The following is a 17,104-nucleotide window of genomic DNA, read 5'->3' on the forward strand; positions in this document are numbered from 1 at the left end:
AACATCATTACATGGGGCTTGCTTTCGCCCTTAGATCAAACGTTCCACCCGTCTTCACTGCAATATCCGACTTGATTCTTACATAGAGCTTTTCCGCGCTGCCCCTGGCCAATATGCCGTTAAAAGCTAATTCCTGAGCAGGCAAAAATGGAGTATCCGACATACTTAAATCAATTTCCATCCCTTTAGCTACTGTCGCACTATCCACCCATGTTTTGAGTTGATTCACCGGGAAATCAGCATTGTTTTGCAACCATACTGGTTTGGGGGAAGAGGTTTGGCTTGCGACTAATGTGCCAAACTCCAGGTAACGCAGCCGCTCTCCTGCATTGTCCGTATAGTATTTACCAAATTCATTACGGAAGCCGAGCAGCGGTAGATCAAGAGGTAAGAGCTTCCTTAATGCTGGATAACCGTCATTATATTTAGGATCCATGATCCATATGTCGTCAAAATTCCAAGCCGTATTGGAGTAGGTTCCCCTGTACTTCATTTCACGGGTAGTCAAGCCCGATCCCCCTGTGCTAGAAGCATTCTTATACAACTCCTTATCAAAGTAATTATCTGAAAAGACTCCACTACCTGTATAAATAAATCCATTCAAAGCGGATGAAGCAAATGCCTTGCCTAACGCGAGACACCGTTTTATCGTGAGGGTAGCCGTATTGCCACCAAATCCGCCCACCGTTACTCCATTTAACTCTGCAATGGTGTAGCAATCCTCCACTATAGGAGAACCATTACCGTAACCTAAAAATCCTCCCAAGTAATCCCCTGTACTCTCGCCTTTACCAGAAGCATAACATCGGCGTAGGATTCCATTACCAGTGAGATAGCCTACGAACACTCCAGTGTAGCCTACTCCTGCAACAGTTACATTTACACTACAATCCTCTATGATTCCATCCGTAGTTACTTGTCCTACCAAACCGGCTCCATGATTTCCTTTACTTGTAACTTTGCAATAAGAAAATGTATCGACATGGCAATTGCTAATGGTAGATTTGGAAATTTGGCCTGCTAATGCAGTTGCATAACTGTTACCTGTAACATTACAATCAACGATATCCAGATTCTTAATCCATCCACCCATCATGTAGCCAAACAGACTTACAAATTGATCATTGGGACGATAGATGAATAAGTTAGCAACACAGCGCCCCCCACCATCAACATATCCTTTGAAATACGATTCTTTACCCACAAGATTAAAACCAATGGGGTAAAATCCGTCCTCCGCCTGGAATTGTGTCATTTTGATATCATCTTCAAATTTGAAATAAAATCCCTCACGGAACCAGCGCATTTGAGCAAGATCAAACTCTGTCAGGATAATGTAAGGATCCTCTTTTTTTCCTGTTCCGTTCTGATATCGAATAAACTGTCGATGCTCAGGATATCCTCCATTGTAATCCTGACTCATGTACCAATAATTTGAAAAATCCCAATTTTCAAATGTGGATGCAACCTTTAATTCCGACGAAGATTTACCAACACCTGCTGCACTGGTTGGAACTTTTGAGGTTTCTATATCCCAATAACAATTTGTGATTGCAGAAGTATTATTACTGCCTATAAAGCCCCCAATATTGCTTCTTTCCCGAGCTAATGTGATATCCTCAACCTTACCGGTAGAGTAACAATATGCAATTGAGAAACTGCCGCTGTAATAATTTACATTTCCAATGAACCCTCCTGCAATATTGCCTGCGGATCGAACGTTACACTTATAATTATATGAATAATTAATGATTGAGCTGCCTGAATAATTGCGGATGTCTTGATATAGGTGACCGATTAACCCGCCAACATATCCATTCTGACCTTCTATTACTCCTGAAATAACATTACAGTTATATACTGAAGTATTAAATCCATAACCTATTAAAGCTCCTGTATACCCCTTTTTGTTAGTGATGCTAGGATCAATCAATCTTAAATTACGTATTGTTGCAGACCTAGTACAACCAAATAAACCAACAAAATTTCTATCCTGATTCATAAACAAGCTTTTTATAAAATACCCATTCCCATCATACACACCTGTGAACACGAGATTGGCATTATCACTACCTATCGGTGTAAACCCCTCTCCACTCTGAAAGCTCCCCATGACAATATCCCTATCCTGCATATACCAGGCCCCAGGCTTCTTCCGTACATCATCCAAATCCTGTTCGTTAGAAACAATATAAGGATCTGCCTGCGTTCCACCACCACCGGAAAAATGTCCCACATAGATATAGGTTTGACCATCGACCTTCTCGTAATAGGGCCTTACGCCGTCAGTCTCTTCCTTTGTCTTCACATAGGTCAGCTCAGCAATACCATCTTCATCTGCATCACTGACTACATATACATCCGAGTAATCATCATAGGGTAAAATAATCGTTCCGCTAAGGTAGGAGGCTCCATGCACATAAGCAAATTCACGGCCAAACGGAATCTGTTCACGGGTTTCTGCATCCAATACATGCTGAACCCGATCTCTGCCCACGATGTCAATTCCCGTCGGATCGACGGTATCCAAAATAATCGTGGATGCTATTTTATTTTCGTAAAAGGAATCAGCCAATTGCTTATATTCTTGATACATCTGCTCTTCATCAGGTGTTAGTGTGTAATTACCATTTAGTTTTTTTCCCTGAAGCTCTTCAAACTCTTCTTGGATATTCTCCCAGCCATTTGGAGTAAAGACTTCTACAGGATATGGATATAAACTGAATACTGACTTTTTATTGATTTTATCCACTTCAATCGTATAATTACGAATTACTGAACCAGCCAATTCAATTCACCTCCGATATCGGGTTTTAATGGAGCACTGAATTCCTGTGTAACCAGGCCGTTTACCTTGACCTGTAATTTACCATTCATTTCCGTATTGGATACTAGTCTCAATGCCATATGAACGGGTGCGTTGAATGGAATCTTACAGATCGCTTTAACATGAAATTCAACATGGTCAATCAGAAGTGCCGCCTTATATCCAAAATTAAATTGGGTAATCGTACTGCTCATTACGCCTTTTTCTCCAGCCGCAGCAGGGCTATAATTGGGTAATCCAGATGCCTCCGCATCCTTATATGAAATAATGTCCCTGTAGGATTGAAACACATTCCCCGTCAGGTTATAGTCTTTGTCCGGCGTTGAATATACCAGTTCCACCATCCTGCCAGCTAATTTGAAAATACCGTCACTTTCAAAGAAAAAGGTTTGACCATGCCCTACCATGCCAAAGCGAATCAATTTATCTCTTTGAATAGCGTAAAAGCTGTTTTCTGCCTGAGTGACAAAATCATACTCAGAAAGGTGAGTACCGTCCGTGTACTCACCTAGCCAAATAAAATCCTGTGACACAGGAGAATATCCGTTACATTGTGCAAACATAGATATTCTTCCTCCCATTGTATTGGATATCAGTTGTTAGACGTATTGATAGGCCACGCGTGTCAGAAAATTGACATTACCTGCCGTAGCTGTAGCCGGAACGCTTGCTTGTAGTGTCACTTGTGTGTAATTGCCTTTGGAGTTCCCTACGGAGCCATCGTTGATAACACCCAGAATTTCCTTGTTTCCCGGCGAAAAGGTTCCCTTGGAATTGACCGTATTCCCGCCAGCCTGAATGACTTTCGTCGCTGTCCCGCCAATTGAAGTAAAGCTGGATTCTGCCATACTATCCACACGTACCTGAATCCATGTATTCAGGACCAGCTCACCACTATCTCCACCTGAGCTATCCTTGGTCGTAATGGTGCAATTGGTCATCGTAGAGAAATCAGTGTTTACATTTCCCCGGTTGTTCCAAATAAGTACACCCAGGGATGGAGAAGAAGATCCCGCATCTATCGTCCCGATCTCCCATTTTGACAATGTTGTTACGTTGTCTGTTTTAAGCCATGATACTGCTGGTGCTGGCATGTTTTTTCCTCCTTCAATTTAGAAAAGATAAAATAAAACTCTTCGCCACGTTCTTCATGGCATACTCAATATAAGTAACTAGAATCGAAAACTAACATTCTGCGGAAATAAAACCTACAAAACTCTTTAGAGGTAGACATAAATACACCCCTTAGCTGCTACGAATGAGCATACACTCGTTCAACGCTTCTAAGGGGTGCTACTATAACTCAAGCTGATGGATATAAAGAGTTACCTGTTTAAGAAAATAGGATTAAGCCTGCTTTATTACTTATTCAGCCTTTTTATACTGAATGAACAAAATATCCGGTACATCTTCGACAACCTTCAACGTATCCGGCGTAAAGTTAAAGCCTGTAATCAATCCGCCGGCATCCTTGATATAAGTAAAGTTAATACCTGGTGTTTGGAGTTGCCCATTGATGGCCAGACGTACCGTTTTGTCTTTGGCTTTTCCCTTTTTTAGAGTGTATTCCGTCTCGCCCCCAACTGCTTCAAATACCTCTTCTTCATCCGCAGCTTCGATCGTGCCCACTTTCACACTTAATGCTTTGAACGCAGCATCTGCCACCTTCTCCAAATCAAGAATACGACCTTCCGCATTACCAAAAGCACCTGCTTTGAAGTAACCATTTGAAGAATCTGCATCCCGGTCATTAATTCCATTCATCAAATCCTCAGAAGATTTCAAGCGCTGCGCCAAATGGCTGAGAGCCAACTGTAAAGTCACTCCGCTATAGTTCGGATCTGTCGCAACCCCGATCAGTTGTGCGCCTGTAGCAGACGCCAACTGATCCCGAATCGCCTGATCCGCATCTTGGCGATCTTGTACCTCCTGACTAACCTGATCTTGAATAGAAACTATCAGATTCGAATTACCGTCATTGTCCAGCGTACCCGTTGAACCATATACATCCTTCATCAACTGAATCAGGTTCATATAGGCCTTGGCATCGGTGGCCCCTTCCACGAATCCGCTACCGCCTTGAATGATCGCATCCGAAGGAATGACAGACAAATTCGTGCGAATCACGAAACGATAATCAATCTTGCCCGCATTTGCATCAAATGTATAAGGCTGCTCTTTGCCCCCTTCTACACTATAAAATTTCAGAAAGTAGCTGCCTTTACTTTCTTCAAGACGAGCGTATACCACGTCAGAATCGCTGTCTCCGATCGGGCTGTCTGTACCGGCGGAGCGAAGCTGCACCTTCTCGGTCAGCACGACACCTTCCATTTTGTCTCCGGTCGAGACGGTTCTTGTACCAATATCGCCCGATACATCCAGTTGTGTGCTGCCAGCAACCGCTTTTTCATTAACCTGTACAAATACATCAATCTTGGTGTCTTCCAAAATTTCACGGTGATTATGAAACTGGAGGTCAATGTACTTCTCTGCAATCTTATTCGCTTCATCAAAATGTTGATTCCGCAACAGTTTGTTATTCAACTGCTCACCACGGAATCTCGCAATACCTCTTGTTTCTGCCATAACTCATCTCTCCTTGTCGGGATTTCACAAAATCCCATTTTATGTTTTGTTACGAATGCAATATAAGTTTGCTTTATGCCTTCTTATCCGATATTGTAGTCATGTTTTATTATAAATCATTAATTCTTCACCTTATTTTCAACCTTATATAATAACGACAATTTCTAGTGTCAAGCCTCTTAAGTCTTCGCCTGCCACATGAGTGTAAATACGAAAATGATCATTTTTGTGAATCATAGGATCGGAAAGAATATAGGGTAAATGACTCGTATTGCTGGATTTTTCACCTGCATGAATGGTCAGGTTACGGGTGAAAATATTAGTCCAGTTCGGCAACGTTTCATAGTCGAACTGTGAGCATTTTTCAATGGAAAACTCACTTTTACTTGTCCCGTACACTCCGCAAGAAGCATATATTTCCCTGATCTTACCTTCGAAGGGGAATCTCATTTCATATTTACAGGGACCCAGCGGAATCGGATCCAACACAAATACCATCGTTTTGACCTCTGCCCGCTCTTGAATATAATCCAGCCTGTCATCCAGACGATGAAACTGAACATCACGCTCCGTATATTTACGGGCCGAAACAATCTCTTCCTCCAGCCTTTTGAACCTGAGATCATCAATACCGCCCCCGCCCCCTTGACGATACTCAGGCTTCCAGGTACGGATGTATATTTCATCATCAATCACGAGAGGAATGTGCTGTCCTGCCAAGGGATGCTCCAGCGGATAAGTACCCAAATCGAGACGAATCGTGTTTTCGTCCACTTCCTCATACCCACCCTGAACCAGCAAATGCTGCCCATTTAGATATACGTCCAGCATCTTTGTACCCAATATATAAGGATGTGTCAGACGGATGTACAAGTCTTCATGCTTGTCCAGGTAGGCCTGATCCACAATAATCTCCTGCTCGTTCCAATAAATTAGTTCATTTCCATATCTGCGCAACGTCATCTTCGTACCAGCCAAAATCCAACACCTCCTTATATATGAGTAATATCCAAAATAAAATGAAGAGGCTTGATGCCAAAGTGCTCATTTTTGCGCTCTATCTTCATCCAGAATTTCATCTTGCCGTCAGGTGGCAGAGTTCCCATAGGGAGTCGCTGCATATAATCCCCTTGCGGATGATCCGTTCCATCATCATGACTCAAGTCCGCCCATTCATAACCAAACTCCTCCAGATATTTCAGGATCCCCATCGAGATCTGCTCGGCCTTCTTATTTTCCGAGGGATTATATAGCTCCATTTGCACCTGAATGGTATTGTCATACATCGTGCCCAGGTAGGTTACCCCGCTTAAACTAAGCTCTTTATCCTTCCACAGCACACGAAGATCGGTACCATACAGATACAGATCACCACCGTACATATCCATTGCACCAAGGCTCGATAAAAGAACACCATTTTCATCATAGACCCTCAGTATGCCGCTAAAGGGTATTGTCGGAAGCTCCAAATGAACCCCTGTCCACGTGGGCTCTACCTTGGAAGAAGCAATAGCATATCCATCAGGATTGCATAAAAACACGGAATACCCCTCCGGCAAATTTCCCATCGTTATTTTGTTGCTTTTACATAACACGAGCCTGTCTAAGCCAAGCTTTTCATATTCATCACGTTGTGGATTTTTTAAGAGGACACCTATTTTTTCAGCCTCCAGATCAGCCGAGTCAAATAGCTCCCACCCCAATCCGCGATCAGCATAAAAGGTCCATCGGTTGCCCTTTTTCTCTGCCCGCCATCGGCTATACTCCCGGGTCGTCGTATCCTTACTCTCCAGAAATTCCAACCGATGGTAGCCATCCTGCCAGATGACAATCCCCCCTTCGTCACCATATGCAATAGGAACATAGTCAGCAGTAACTTCTAACAGCAGGGTAGGCTCATCCTTTGGTGCATCAAACAAAAGCATGGTTTCCGGTTCAGTGTGGGACATGATTAACTGCTGTGAACCTGTATCCAGGGCGCAAGCCGTTGTCGGAGATAATTGGTAGCGGGAATGGATTTCTCCACTTTGGAACGCATCATCAAAAATCAATCCACTCCATTTCTTGTAAATCCCCATGAGATTTCTATCACCTACCTTGTCTTCTTCCAGTTCCAGATGTTCCAAGAAGCGATCTTGCCCATAATCATCCATATTTTTCGTTTAGGCATGCCTGGTACCGATTGATTCGTAGCTTCGGATGGAGTCTCAATCACCGTCTTCAGGGTTTTATGCCGCTTGGCCGACTCTGGGGCTTCGATACGAACAGTAACTGTCTTTTTCAAACGTGTACCTTCTTGTGCATCTGTAATCTGTGTTTTTATTACCTTTTTCTTTCTGCTAGCTTGTTGGTGTTCATCCTCAATATTTGTAGACATGACCTTCTTCTTGCGAGTTCCTTCAGATATAGCATGTAGGTCGGTTTCTTCTATTTTTAAAATAGGCTCTGCATTTGTATGAGCAGGCACCACTGCTTCCAACGTTTGTTCGTTGGCTTGGCCTTGTTCCAGCTCCTGAATATCCACGATTCTGCTGATATCTCCTAGCGTGGCAGTTTCAAGACCGTCTCTGACACTGGTGTATGCCTTCTTCTCACCGTTGGAACCTTCCTCATGAACCCATATGGCTTCAAGCACATTTTCAACGTTGTTACCTTGTCCATGCACCTGCTCGATCACAGCCTCATTCGTTCTCATGATGCTGTTCGCCTGATCGATCTCATCTGTAATCGTCTCGCGAACCGATTCCATAGAGGCGGCTTGCTCTCCGTCAACGAGGACAGCATCGGAGACCTGATTATATTCCTGACTGTCAGCACAAGTGCCGTTAGTGATAACACTTGCTTGAATATCCGGATAGACAAAAGCGTGCTCCGATGAAGTAACGTCAGCTTCCCTCGTCCGTTCTAAAAGCTCGCCAGCTTTAACCTCATGCCGATCGGCTTCCAAACTCACGATGCTTACACGTTCCGCTGGAACAAGCGTGGCTTCCTCCGCTTCCAGGCTCTCTATACTTATCCGTTCCGACGGAACCAGCGTGACTTTCTCCGCTTCCAAGCTCTCAATGCTTGTTCGCTCTGCTGGAACCAGTGCGACTTTTTCCGCTTCCATTTCACCAATATACTGTGCGCTTTCCAGTGGTCCTGACTCCGTTGCATCAAAGTTTCCAGTGCTCATGGCTGCCCTCTCCAAATGACTGTATTCACCATCCGTAAACGATTGGAGAACGCCCTGTTCCATGGAATCCGTGACACCTGTAGTGCTAGAGAAGGTTCTGCCTGTTTCCGTGTCCTGAATCATGACATTCGCACAATCCGAGCTAATAAGTGCCTTGCCCAACGCTTGGATTTCAGCTTCGGTAGACATGCGTCTTTCTGCATGTTCCATCGCATGATACGCACCTTCCTTGGAAGAATAGGAGTTACCGGATTCGGAATTTGTAAGCTGTCCATCTTCAGCGGAAGACTTACTTCCTTGTTCAGCGTTTGTTTGTAACGTTCCTTCGGTATGCTCAATATTGGCTTGATCCGAACGAATCTGGATAGCTTCCAGCGAACCACCATCCAATGATATTTCCAACTGATGAATGACGCTATCTGTAATTAGACCAACCGAAGCCTGAGTTGTCCCTTCCTTCACAGCCTCTGCCACAATATTTTCAATGCCTGCTTCAATCAGTTCCATCGCTTGCTCACCGTACATAATCCGGAGCATTCGAGCCATCTTGCTGATTTCAGGGAATTCCGCAATCATTTCTCTCAGGACATCAGCAGCAAGTAACTTTCCAGGCTGCGTCTCCAACTCCAATTGATTAAAATCCGCAGAACTAAGGTTGTCCAACTCTCCTTCTTCACTGACATATATCTGCTCTCCACGCTGAGAGTCGTCTAACGTTGCGTGATGTTCAGATAATGCTGAACCTAATTGTTCGTTGTCGGCATCTGTGGAGGCATGAATATAAGCTGTACTGCTCTGCTCCACTGGCAGAACTTTAGAGTCGTCGTATGGAGAAGCTACTCTATACTGATCTAGACTGGTAGGATAGACTTGTTCATTTTTATAGACGGATACGCTTGTAGGCTCGATCAGACTGTCACGGCCTGAGGAAGCGAAACCACTTGTAACCGTTTCTGTCTGCACACCTATCGTGCCGCCACCGAATTCCATACTTCCTACCATCGAGTGACCTTGAACTCCCTCCAGCGAACCGCCGTTTGAAGCCTCCTCCATTCGCTGAATTACACTTTCAATCGAGCTTGGTATAGCGGGTACGTCAACTTGTTGCAAACCCTCTGGCAGGTCACTTCCCATCCCCGCTTCGACCAGTTCCATCGCTTGTTCGCCATATATAGAGCGGATTTCTTTTGCCAGTTTGCCTTGAGATTCCGTAGCCTCTTGAAGATATATACTTTTACCTGTGGCGGACTTTTGAATCATCATGAACTTGCCTTGGTTCAACTCCGTTGCGCTCATTCGTTCATGTTCAGTACCAGTGCCAGAACGCATGGAAGCAGCAGTGCTATGCTCATCGGTGGAATCTATAAACTGACGCTGTCTGGCAGGCATCTGCCGATTCATGATAGTATCCTCGCTTTTGTCAGACTTCGCCATACGAGCTTCTACTGGGGCATCATCATCCTTTGCTCTAGCATCTGTCCCCAGTAGATCATCGGGAATAGTCCCTACTATCTGTTCAAGCTTCCCGGCTTTTGTTAAATCGTTGATTTCATCCGAATCCAAAATCTGTTTCTTCACACTAGACTCTGATGTTTCAATCAGGGTATCCCGAATATCGGTTCGATAGCGCAACGCCTCACTTGCTGACTGGAAAAGAGTTTCCATCACAAGGCTTTCAGCCGCGTCTTGCTGTTCTACCACTACTTCTCGATCCTGAAATATCTGGTGAATAACCGTCTGTTGTTCAACGTTGTCTCCCTGCTTCACCGTTTCTCCGTGAAGTGCAGATTCTGAAGAAGGCGATCCGTTACCCTGACGCTGCTTAGATACAGAGCCTGCATCAAGAAGTCCCTCATAGATAGAGCAAACCTTCCCGGATTCATAAGCATCACTTGAAGCCTCTACCTGCTGCCTCATTTCAGAAACAGCGTCTTCTTCCTGCACCGCATTAAAAATAGAATCAGCCTGAATGGACTCCTGCCTATATCCCTGCTGTACAGAATCTGCATATTCCATGGAATGGATCCTGCTACCGATTTTCCAACGCGCATCTGACGCTGTGGAATGTGAAGGCTGCTGCGCTTTCTGTCTGATTTCTCCTCTAAAATGCCTGTGAATATCTGATAGGTAAGATACAATGGTCGAGTGAACAGCTTCCACGGTTTGACCCTCGAATTCACCAGCAATGGCTGCCTCTCTCCAATCTCTCCCGAATAAACTTGTAGCGGAATATGGAGCTTTGGATGCATTCTTTAACGTATCCTGCCTCAGCGTTCGGTACGTACTATTCACAGGAGCAGACAGATGGTAACGCGTATCCCACTGTGTATCCAAGATCATGTCTGTACCAAATGCCAGTTCATAGCCCTTTTTAGAAAAAAGGGCGGTGATACTGATCAGGTAAGATTTTTTACCGTCCAGCATGTCACCGCCGACCTCCTTTAACCCTGTAGGTTAACTGTTCTTAACAAGCGTTTCCTTCAGAATACCCAAGCCGATCGGAGCGAATGGACTAATGGTAGCCAGCGTAAACGGACTCACAGGTGTATCCGCCAAGGTATAACGGTAAATCTGTTTATACTCATAGGTGGCCAGAACCTCTTCATCCGCTTTCGGTCCTTTACCGTCCAGGAACGTGATTTGCTTGGTTTCCAGATCCAATGTGTAATCCGTGCCGAATTTGGCCTCGACACAATTAACTTTGATCACCAGATTGAATGGTGTACCATCATCTTTTAATGAAGGCTGATGAGATAAATGGAACACCTTATTTTTCCCGTCACCTGTGCCCAGAATTTCATGATCTGTCGTTTCTACGACCTCCAGCTCGTCGAGCTGAGAGATATTTTTCGGATGAACAGCGTAGCACTCATCCAGCTTACCGACAAAACCGTCATTTGGATGAACCACATACATAGGAGAAATATGGTATTTTCCGCTGTATACCGAAGGATTGAAACGGGACTCACCCGCATCCACCTGTTTGTCATGTGTAATGAAGGCAAGATAATGCTGTTGGTAATAAGTTCCGCCAATGGACTGTTGAAGCTGTACCGAGCTGTTACCGTTCGAGGTATTCAGTCCATAATCTACGTATGTGGCACCTAGCTTCATATCCTTTTTCCATTTCACTTCGTCCTTTTCCCGGCATCCGGAGATCAGCACGTGATTTTTCCTTGGCGATTTGCCAAGCGTGGTCATTTTGCCAATGTAAAGTGGTGCAAAGTATGTGTTTTCAGGACCCGAGGTAGGATCGGGACGCAGAAACATAACAATACGGTCTTTGTTGAAGTTCCCCCAATAATAGATGCTGGAATCACGCTGCCAGCCGCGAGTATAATTATCCAGTGAAGTAAAGGACAACGCTGTAGGCAACGAAGGATAAATATAGTATATGCAGGAGTACACAGCGTCCATTAAGCTTGCTCCGGAATCCGGGTCAAAGTTCCGGGTAGTCACATCCCCGAAATTAATCATGTCTGTTCCCGTACCCGCCAGTACTCTGATATAAGAAGCGTGAAGCTCACTACCGGCGTCCGGCGCCTTCACTGTTGTTGGGATTTTAATCGTATTGGTATCGTAGTCAACTGTAAAATCGGCAGGAGAAACCTCTACCTGATTAATATACAACCGGACGCTTCCTGCCTTGATGGTCGTGTCAGCAGGTATTTTAAATTCTCGACGAGTTCCATCTCCGTCAGGAAGAAGGGATTCAGGGTCGCCTACCCTCACTCCGTTATTTACAGCTTCTACGATTTTTTCCGAGCGCACATCGTCGAAGGTAAAGAAAAATAAACGTTTGGGTAGACTTGGAGCATTAGCAGCAGGTGCATAGGATACGGTAAATTGATCGCTTGCTAGTGCAGCTTTATTCAGCTTAAACACGCCACTGTAAGGCTCAAAGGTATAATCTGTCTTCTGAACGAATACGCCATTCTTATATAACATCTCCGAGTCCGCCTCTACAGGACGTACGACGACCTGCAATTGCGTGTCACTACCTTGTACCCGCTGTGCTTCTCCAAGCATGGAGTTTTGTGAGATGAAGTCCATCTCCCCGGGCTGTTTGACCGTTCCACCGTAACCAAAAGCCATGCCGAAATTACGTATCTGACCGTCACTGCCTGTGGATCTGAACAATCGGACGTCAGCGAATTTGGTCGCTGTATTTCTAGGGTTCCCGGTTACTGCCCGGTATTTAATAAACGTGTTCCAGCCATGAGCATTGAATTGTTTCTCCAATTCCTGCGGAAACAGTTGAAAAGTAGCATCTCCATCAAACCACGACACAATCAATCACCTCTAATATTAGATTAGCCAAGCTACACTACAGGGTAGTTGGTTTTATTTCATTTCCTTCATCATCTACTGTGTTCACATACAAGCCAATGCCCGCAGATCTGAATTGAGTACCTGGTTTTTTGGTCAATGGGGAAATTCCCTCTACCAAGAAGTAACGGTATACATCAAATTCATCTGGACAGTTGGCCCGCTTGACTCTTAATTTGTTGGCATTAAACGAAAAGGCAGCCAAAGAGATCGTATCTTTTAATGTACCGCGCACACCCTCCTCGGGGTGAATAACGTATACTTTGGAAGTATGCACCTTCCCACTGTAACGAGAAGGATTGAAAGTGTATTTATACAAAGGATTTTCAGCATTATTCCAGGCGCGCGGGTAATCTTTCTTGCCGTCAACAGAAGTTCTGGCTGGCGGCATGAGATTGGGTGGTGAATTCCAGGAAAGATAATGGGCTTGATATCTTGCACCCAGCTTGGCCCGATTAACCATGATATTATCCATACCATTAGCCGGAAAGTTAGGATATGATTTTAATAAAGGCATAATATGGGGTTGTCTGGTGGTGGTATCGTCAAAGTCATACGTAGCGACTCCATTCACCGTATCTCTGATCGGAACCGTTCCTGCGAATAAGGCATAGACGTTATCGCCTTCCTCAACCGGGTCCAGCTTGCCAAAGTAGAGCGGAATGATCGGAACCAGATTGTTTTCTGGAGCCGGTACATTATCACACTGAATAGTGAAAAAGAAATTGGTGTCCGAAAGAGTCCCCTTCACGGAAATTTCAGAATCACTCCACCAGTTTGTGTTTTGGACAGGGTAGTTAAAAGAGTTGTTGTAGTAAGACTCCATCAACTTGTAGCGCAGACCTGCTTGCATGATCGGTGACTGCATACGTGCTCCTTCTGCTTTAGTCACCGTAAACATAGGACCGCTAACCGTTGTTTTCCAGGCAGATTCCTCTACTTCGATATCTAGCGCTGCTCGAAGCTGTCCGGCTTCAGAATTATCATTCCAGGCCAGTACAACATCTGCACCGTCTGGTTTCAATCCTTTTAAATCCTCCAGCATGTACACATATAAAGTATGGGACAGCCGGTATTTGCGGAATTCATTTGTTGCCCATTCCCCAAACTGCTTGTAGGAATCTTTATCCGGACGCTTCACATAATCAACCAGTCGAGGGTACCATGTTCCGGCGATGGCGATACCAAAGCTTTGATTATCCTTATTGGAATATATAAAATGTTCGGCAACTGTAATCCGGAAATTTTGATAATTCCTCACTGCATCTGAGGGATGGGTAATATTGGCGTCGAAAATGACCCTTTTATAATTGGCTGCAACTTTCCAGCCTGCGGTAGCCAGCAACTCTCCCAAACGGGGCTGTAAGTCCGCTTCCGTTACTTTTGGAGTAAATGCTGCTGCTGTCGTATCAATGAATGACATTTGTTTCTCCCCTTTCTTTAAATTACGATTGTGTTCTTTGCTACTTCACTACGGTAATGTCCGCTGTCGCCGTTCCCGTCTGTCCCAGCTCATTCGTTAAGGTAAAGGTTACGGTATACTTCCCCTCTTTATGAAAAGTAAAGCGGGCGTTATTCACCGTATGGCCTTCTGGATTCGCACCCCCTGAAGCAAACCAGTTGGAGATCAATACCGGAGAATGCTTGTTATAGGAAGACATCAATTCCACTCCCTCCCCAGCATGGACAGAAATATGGGACGTAGTCAGGGATACAACGAGCGGAGGCGGCGAAATAGGTAACCGTTTTTCTGGCCTTCGAAGATTTCCAGCCTTCAGAATACCGATACCCGCTGGTCGATAAGGTGTCGCTGCCCGCTTGGTCAATGGTGATATGCCCTCTGTCAGATAATAAGAATACGTCTGATGCTTAGGACCCTCTCCATCGGTGCAGTGTTCATCAACGGCCTCCAACTCATCCCCGTTCATTATAGTTAGGGGCGACAGTAAAATAACATTTCGTAGTGTTCCGTGCGTACCATCTTCCGGATGTATTAATAAAGCTCTTGAAGAATGTACCTGCTCCGTGTAGCGGGATGGATTGAACTGATAATGATAGGCATTGCTCATATCGCTGTTGTTCCAGGCTCGGACGTGCTTGGCTCCAGTTGTGTCCTCCCGCAAGGGAGGCATCCTGTTTGACGGAACAGTCCAGGCAAAATAGTACGATTGATAACGCGCACCATACTTTGTTCTCTTGACCATGACAGAATCAATACCGTTACTCGGATGAACAGGATATTCTTTTAACATCGGCATAAGCGTATCCTGATGACGTTTTGGATCTGCATCATCATAGTCAAACCGGGCCGATTGACTAAGCGCACTCTCTAAACTTACGCCGTCTTTTGCAAATGCAGTTCCTGCGAATAGAGCGGCTGTAGCCCCCGCGTTTTCTGTATAAATTTGAAGATCCACCCAGACTCTTGTGGAAACAGGACTAAAGCCATCAACTCCGGAAGATGAGAACACTTCCAAGTCAAATAAATTTTTACCATCCACCCCGTAGAGAGAGAACTCTCCAAGGTACTCTGCCTGATCTCTGGAATGAACGGGTTCACGGGCTTCCGTGGTTCGTAGCTTTACAAGCTCCTGACCTGCAACACGTAGAGAAATATAGTTTGATTCCGCAGCCACATCTCCCGATAACCACACTTTCATCGTCGATCCGGTATTAACCATAGGACTATCCGAGGAAAAGGTTGCTTTGCGAGATTCCTCACCGCCATTCAGTTCAAAAACCCAACTCTCGTTCATTATCGAATCCCCATTGCTCTCCACATCAAAATCGCCCATATAGATCGGGATTGAAGGTACTGCATTATGCTCCCAGGCAGGTGCTGTATCTGCCAGCAAAACCAACATGACAGACTTTCCATCCACGTAACCTCTAAGCTGGACTTTGCTGTCCTGCCACCAGTTCGTGAATTTCACATTCATGGAGGCTACCTGTTCATAGCGATCCAATTGCGGAATCCGCGTCCGCGAAGCAACGTAAGGAGATTGGTAGAATTGAGGGAATTGATGCGTGATCATCAATTGAAGCGCTTGGGTCTCATCGTGCAGCCCCCACATAGAGGATTGAATCTCTACATCCAAAGCGAGTCTTTTAAAATCAGCAGGTTGTTCCCAGCCTACAATCATTCTGCTCGTATTCACGAACTTTTCCAATTGATAAAAATACATCGTATGACGCTCAAACAGGTTGTCCTCTTCGATCTTCTGAACAGCCCAAGAGAATATCCCGTCAGATTGTGGCTCAAGCTGCGTTCCCCAGCCGGCATGGTTCCTGAGAACAGCAAACGGGATTTTTGAACCTGTATTGTGCAGCTTTTCCTTCACACTGCCCAGCATAGCCATGCCAAAAAGATGTCCCGATACATTCCGCAAAATATAGTGCTTGGCTACAACAAATTCAAATTCCTCCGAGCCGTTCAGATCACTGTAATAAACAGCCGCCTCTCCTGAAACCCCCGACGCGAAGCTAATACGTTGTCCGCCATCCTTTTTCTCTTCTGCTGAATAAGAGGAAGACGGCATAAGCTCGTCATCCAAATACACAAAGTAGTCACCCTTATGCGCAAGCTTGGGAATATCTACATAGGAATTGACGAGTGGAAGAGAGAGGCGCTGAATCGTGGGTTTGGACAGTCGGCTCGAATAGACGACCTTATGAAATTCATCCACAATATCCCATCCGTTTTGAGAGCACAGGGTAACGATTTGGCTTAATAGCTGATCTTCGTTAACGAGCATTTCCAGCCAAGGACTATCCTCTGGCATTATGTTTCACCTCCTTTCTATTGGAGCATTTGATAGTTCACCCATATATCCTTGTTCCTGCCGCCTTCATTAAAAAACTCAAAACGAAATTCCGTCCCTGTCGGACAAGGAATAACGACTGTAAAATACATCCCCTCAGGTAGATCCTTCGTGAAGATACGTTGGCATACCAGCTTATCCCCTACATACAGATTCCAATAATCACTGGACTCATAAAAGGACGCTCCCACAGCTACCGCAAGCAGCTCGCAATCATGGCTGACTTGCATTGTGCTTTCTACCTTGCCAATTCCTCTGGATTCTATCCGATTGCCCACAATGTACGGTTGGGTCTTCGTTGGCATAAAAGGCGGGTCCAAACGCCCCCCTACCATATAGCTTGCAAAATTAGCACCACTGGACAAC

General features: G+C 44.9%; 11 protein-coding genes. All 11 read right to left on the minus strand.

The window, feature by feature from the left end; all coding sequences use genetic code 11:
- Positions 1 to 7 precede the first annotated feature (7 nt).
- A complete protein-coding gene (locus ASL14_RS04730) occupies positions 8 to 2,788 on the minus strand; it encodes a filamentous hemagglutinin (RefSeq protein ID WP_134910640.1) in 2,781 nt (926 codons plus the stop codon).
- The gene (locus ASL14_RS04735; RefSeq protein ID WP_134910641.1) at positions 2,773 to 3,390 is read right to left on the minus strand and encodes a hypothetical protein; all 618 of its coding nucleotides are present in this window, start codon (positions 3,388 to 3,390) and stop codon (positions 2,773 to 2,775) included. Before ASL14_RS04735 ends, ASL14_RS04730 begins: the two co-directional genes overlap by 16 nt.
- Before the next feature lie 36 nt (positions 3,391 to 3,426).
- On the minus strand, positions 3,427 to 3,921 hold the full coding sequence (locus tag ASL14_RS04740; RefSeq protein ID WP_025682889.1) for a hypothetical protein: 495 nt from the start codon (positions 3,919 to 3,921) through the stop codon (positions 3,427 to 3,429).
- Positions 3,922 to 4,192: 271 nt separating this feature from the next.
- A complete protein-coding gene (locus ASL14_RS04745) occupies positions 4,193 to 5,413 on the minus strand; it encodes a hypothetical protein (protein ID WP_134910642.1) in 1,221 nt (406 codons plus the stop codon).
- A 144-nt stretch (positions 5,414 to 5,557) separates the two neighbouring features.
- The gene (locus ASL14_RS04750) at positions 5,558 to 6,391 is read right to left on the minus strand and encodes a hypothetical protein (RefSeq protein ID WP_134910643.1); all 834 of its coding nucleotides are present in this window, start codon (positions 6,389 to 6,391) and stop codon (positions 5,558 to 5,560) included.
- A 14-nt stretch (positions 6,392 to 6,405) separates the two neighbouring features.
- A complete protein-coding gene (locus tag ASL14_RS04755; RefSeq protein ID WP_189338264.1) occupies positions 6,406 to 7,491 on the minus strand; it encodes a cell adhesion protein in 1,086 nt (361 codons plus the stop codon).
- Positions 7,492 to 7,505: 14 nt separating this feature from the next.
- Positions 7,506 to 11,012 carry a helix-turn-helix domain-containing protein gene (locus tag ASL14_RS04760; RefSeq protein WP_134910644.1) on the minus strand — a complete coding sequence of 1,169 codons (3,507 nt, stop codon included), beginning with the start codon at positions 11,010 to 11,012 and terminating at the stop codon, positions 7,506 to 7,508.
- Between the two features lie 30 nt (positions 11,013 to 11,042).
- Positions 11,043 to 12,878: a hypothetical protein gene (locus tag ASL14_RS04765; RefSeq protein ID WP_134910645.1), complete on the minus strand. Its 1,836-nt coding sequence runs from the start codon at positions 12,876 to 12,878 to the stop codon at positions 11,043 to 11,045.
- 37 nt (positions 12,879 to 12,915) lie between these two features.
- Entirely contained in the window at positions 12,916 to 14,340 is a 1,425-nt protein-coding gene (locus tag ASL14_RS04770; protein WP_134910646.1) for a hypothetical protein, read from the minus strand.
- Positions 14,341 to 14,380: 40 nt separating this feature from the next.
- Positions 14,381 to 16,699: a PKD domain-containing protein gene (locus ASL14_RS04775; protein ID WP_134910647.1), complete on the minus strand. Its 2,319-nt coding sequence runs from the start codon at positions 16,697 to 16,699 to the stop codon at positions 14,381 to 14,383.
- Positions 16,700 to 16,716: 17 nt separating this feature from the next.
- Positions 16,717 to 17,103 carry a Low copy number virion structural protein gene (locus tag ASL14_RS04780; protein WP_134910648.1) on the minus strand — a complete coding sequence of 129 codons (387 nt, stop codon included), beginning with the start codon at positions 17,101 to 17,103 and terminating at the stop codon, positions 16,717 to 16,719.
- Position 17,104: the final 1 nt, after the last annotated feature.

It is taken from the genome of Paenibacillus sp. IHB B 3084 (assembly GCF_001447315.1).
In the GTDB taxonomy this organism is placed as follows: domain Bacteria; phylum Bacillota; class Bacilli; order Paenibacillales; family Paenibacillaceae; genus Paenibacillus.

What these genes read in the sequence shown, in the direction of transcription:
- ASL14_RS04735 (WP_134910641.1), bottom strand. Translation starts at nt 3,390, where the DNA reads ATGTTTGCACAATGTAACGGATATTCTCCTGTGTCACAGGATTTTATT.
- ASL14_RS04740 (WP_025682889.1), bottom strand. Translation starts at nt 3,921, where the DNA reads ATGCCAGCACCAGCAGTATCATGGCTTAAAACAGACAACGTAACAACA.
- ASL14_RS04745 (WP_134910642.1), bottom strand. Translation starts at nt 5,413, where the DNA reads ATGGCAGAAACAAGAGGTATTGCGAGATTCCGTGGTGAGCAGTTGAAT.
- ASL14_RS04755 (WP_189338264.1), bottom strand. Translation starts at nt 7,491, where the DNA reads ATGGGGATTTACAAGAAATGGAGTGGATTGATTTTTGATGATGCGTTC.
- ASL14_RS04760 (WP_134910644.1), bottom strand. Translation starts at nt 11,012, where the DNA reads ATGCTGGACGGTAAAAAATCTTACCTGATCAGTATCACCGCCCTTTTT.
- ASL14_RS04770 (WP_134910646.1), bottom strand. Translation starts at nt 14,340, where the DNA reads ATGTCATTCATTGATACGACAGCAGCAGCATTTACTCCAAAAGTAACG.
- ASL14_RS04775 (WP_134910647.1), bottom strand. Translation starts at nt 16,699, where the DNA reads ATGCCAGAGGATAGTCCTTGGCTGGAAATGCTCGTTAACGAAGATCAG.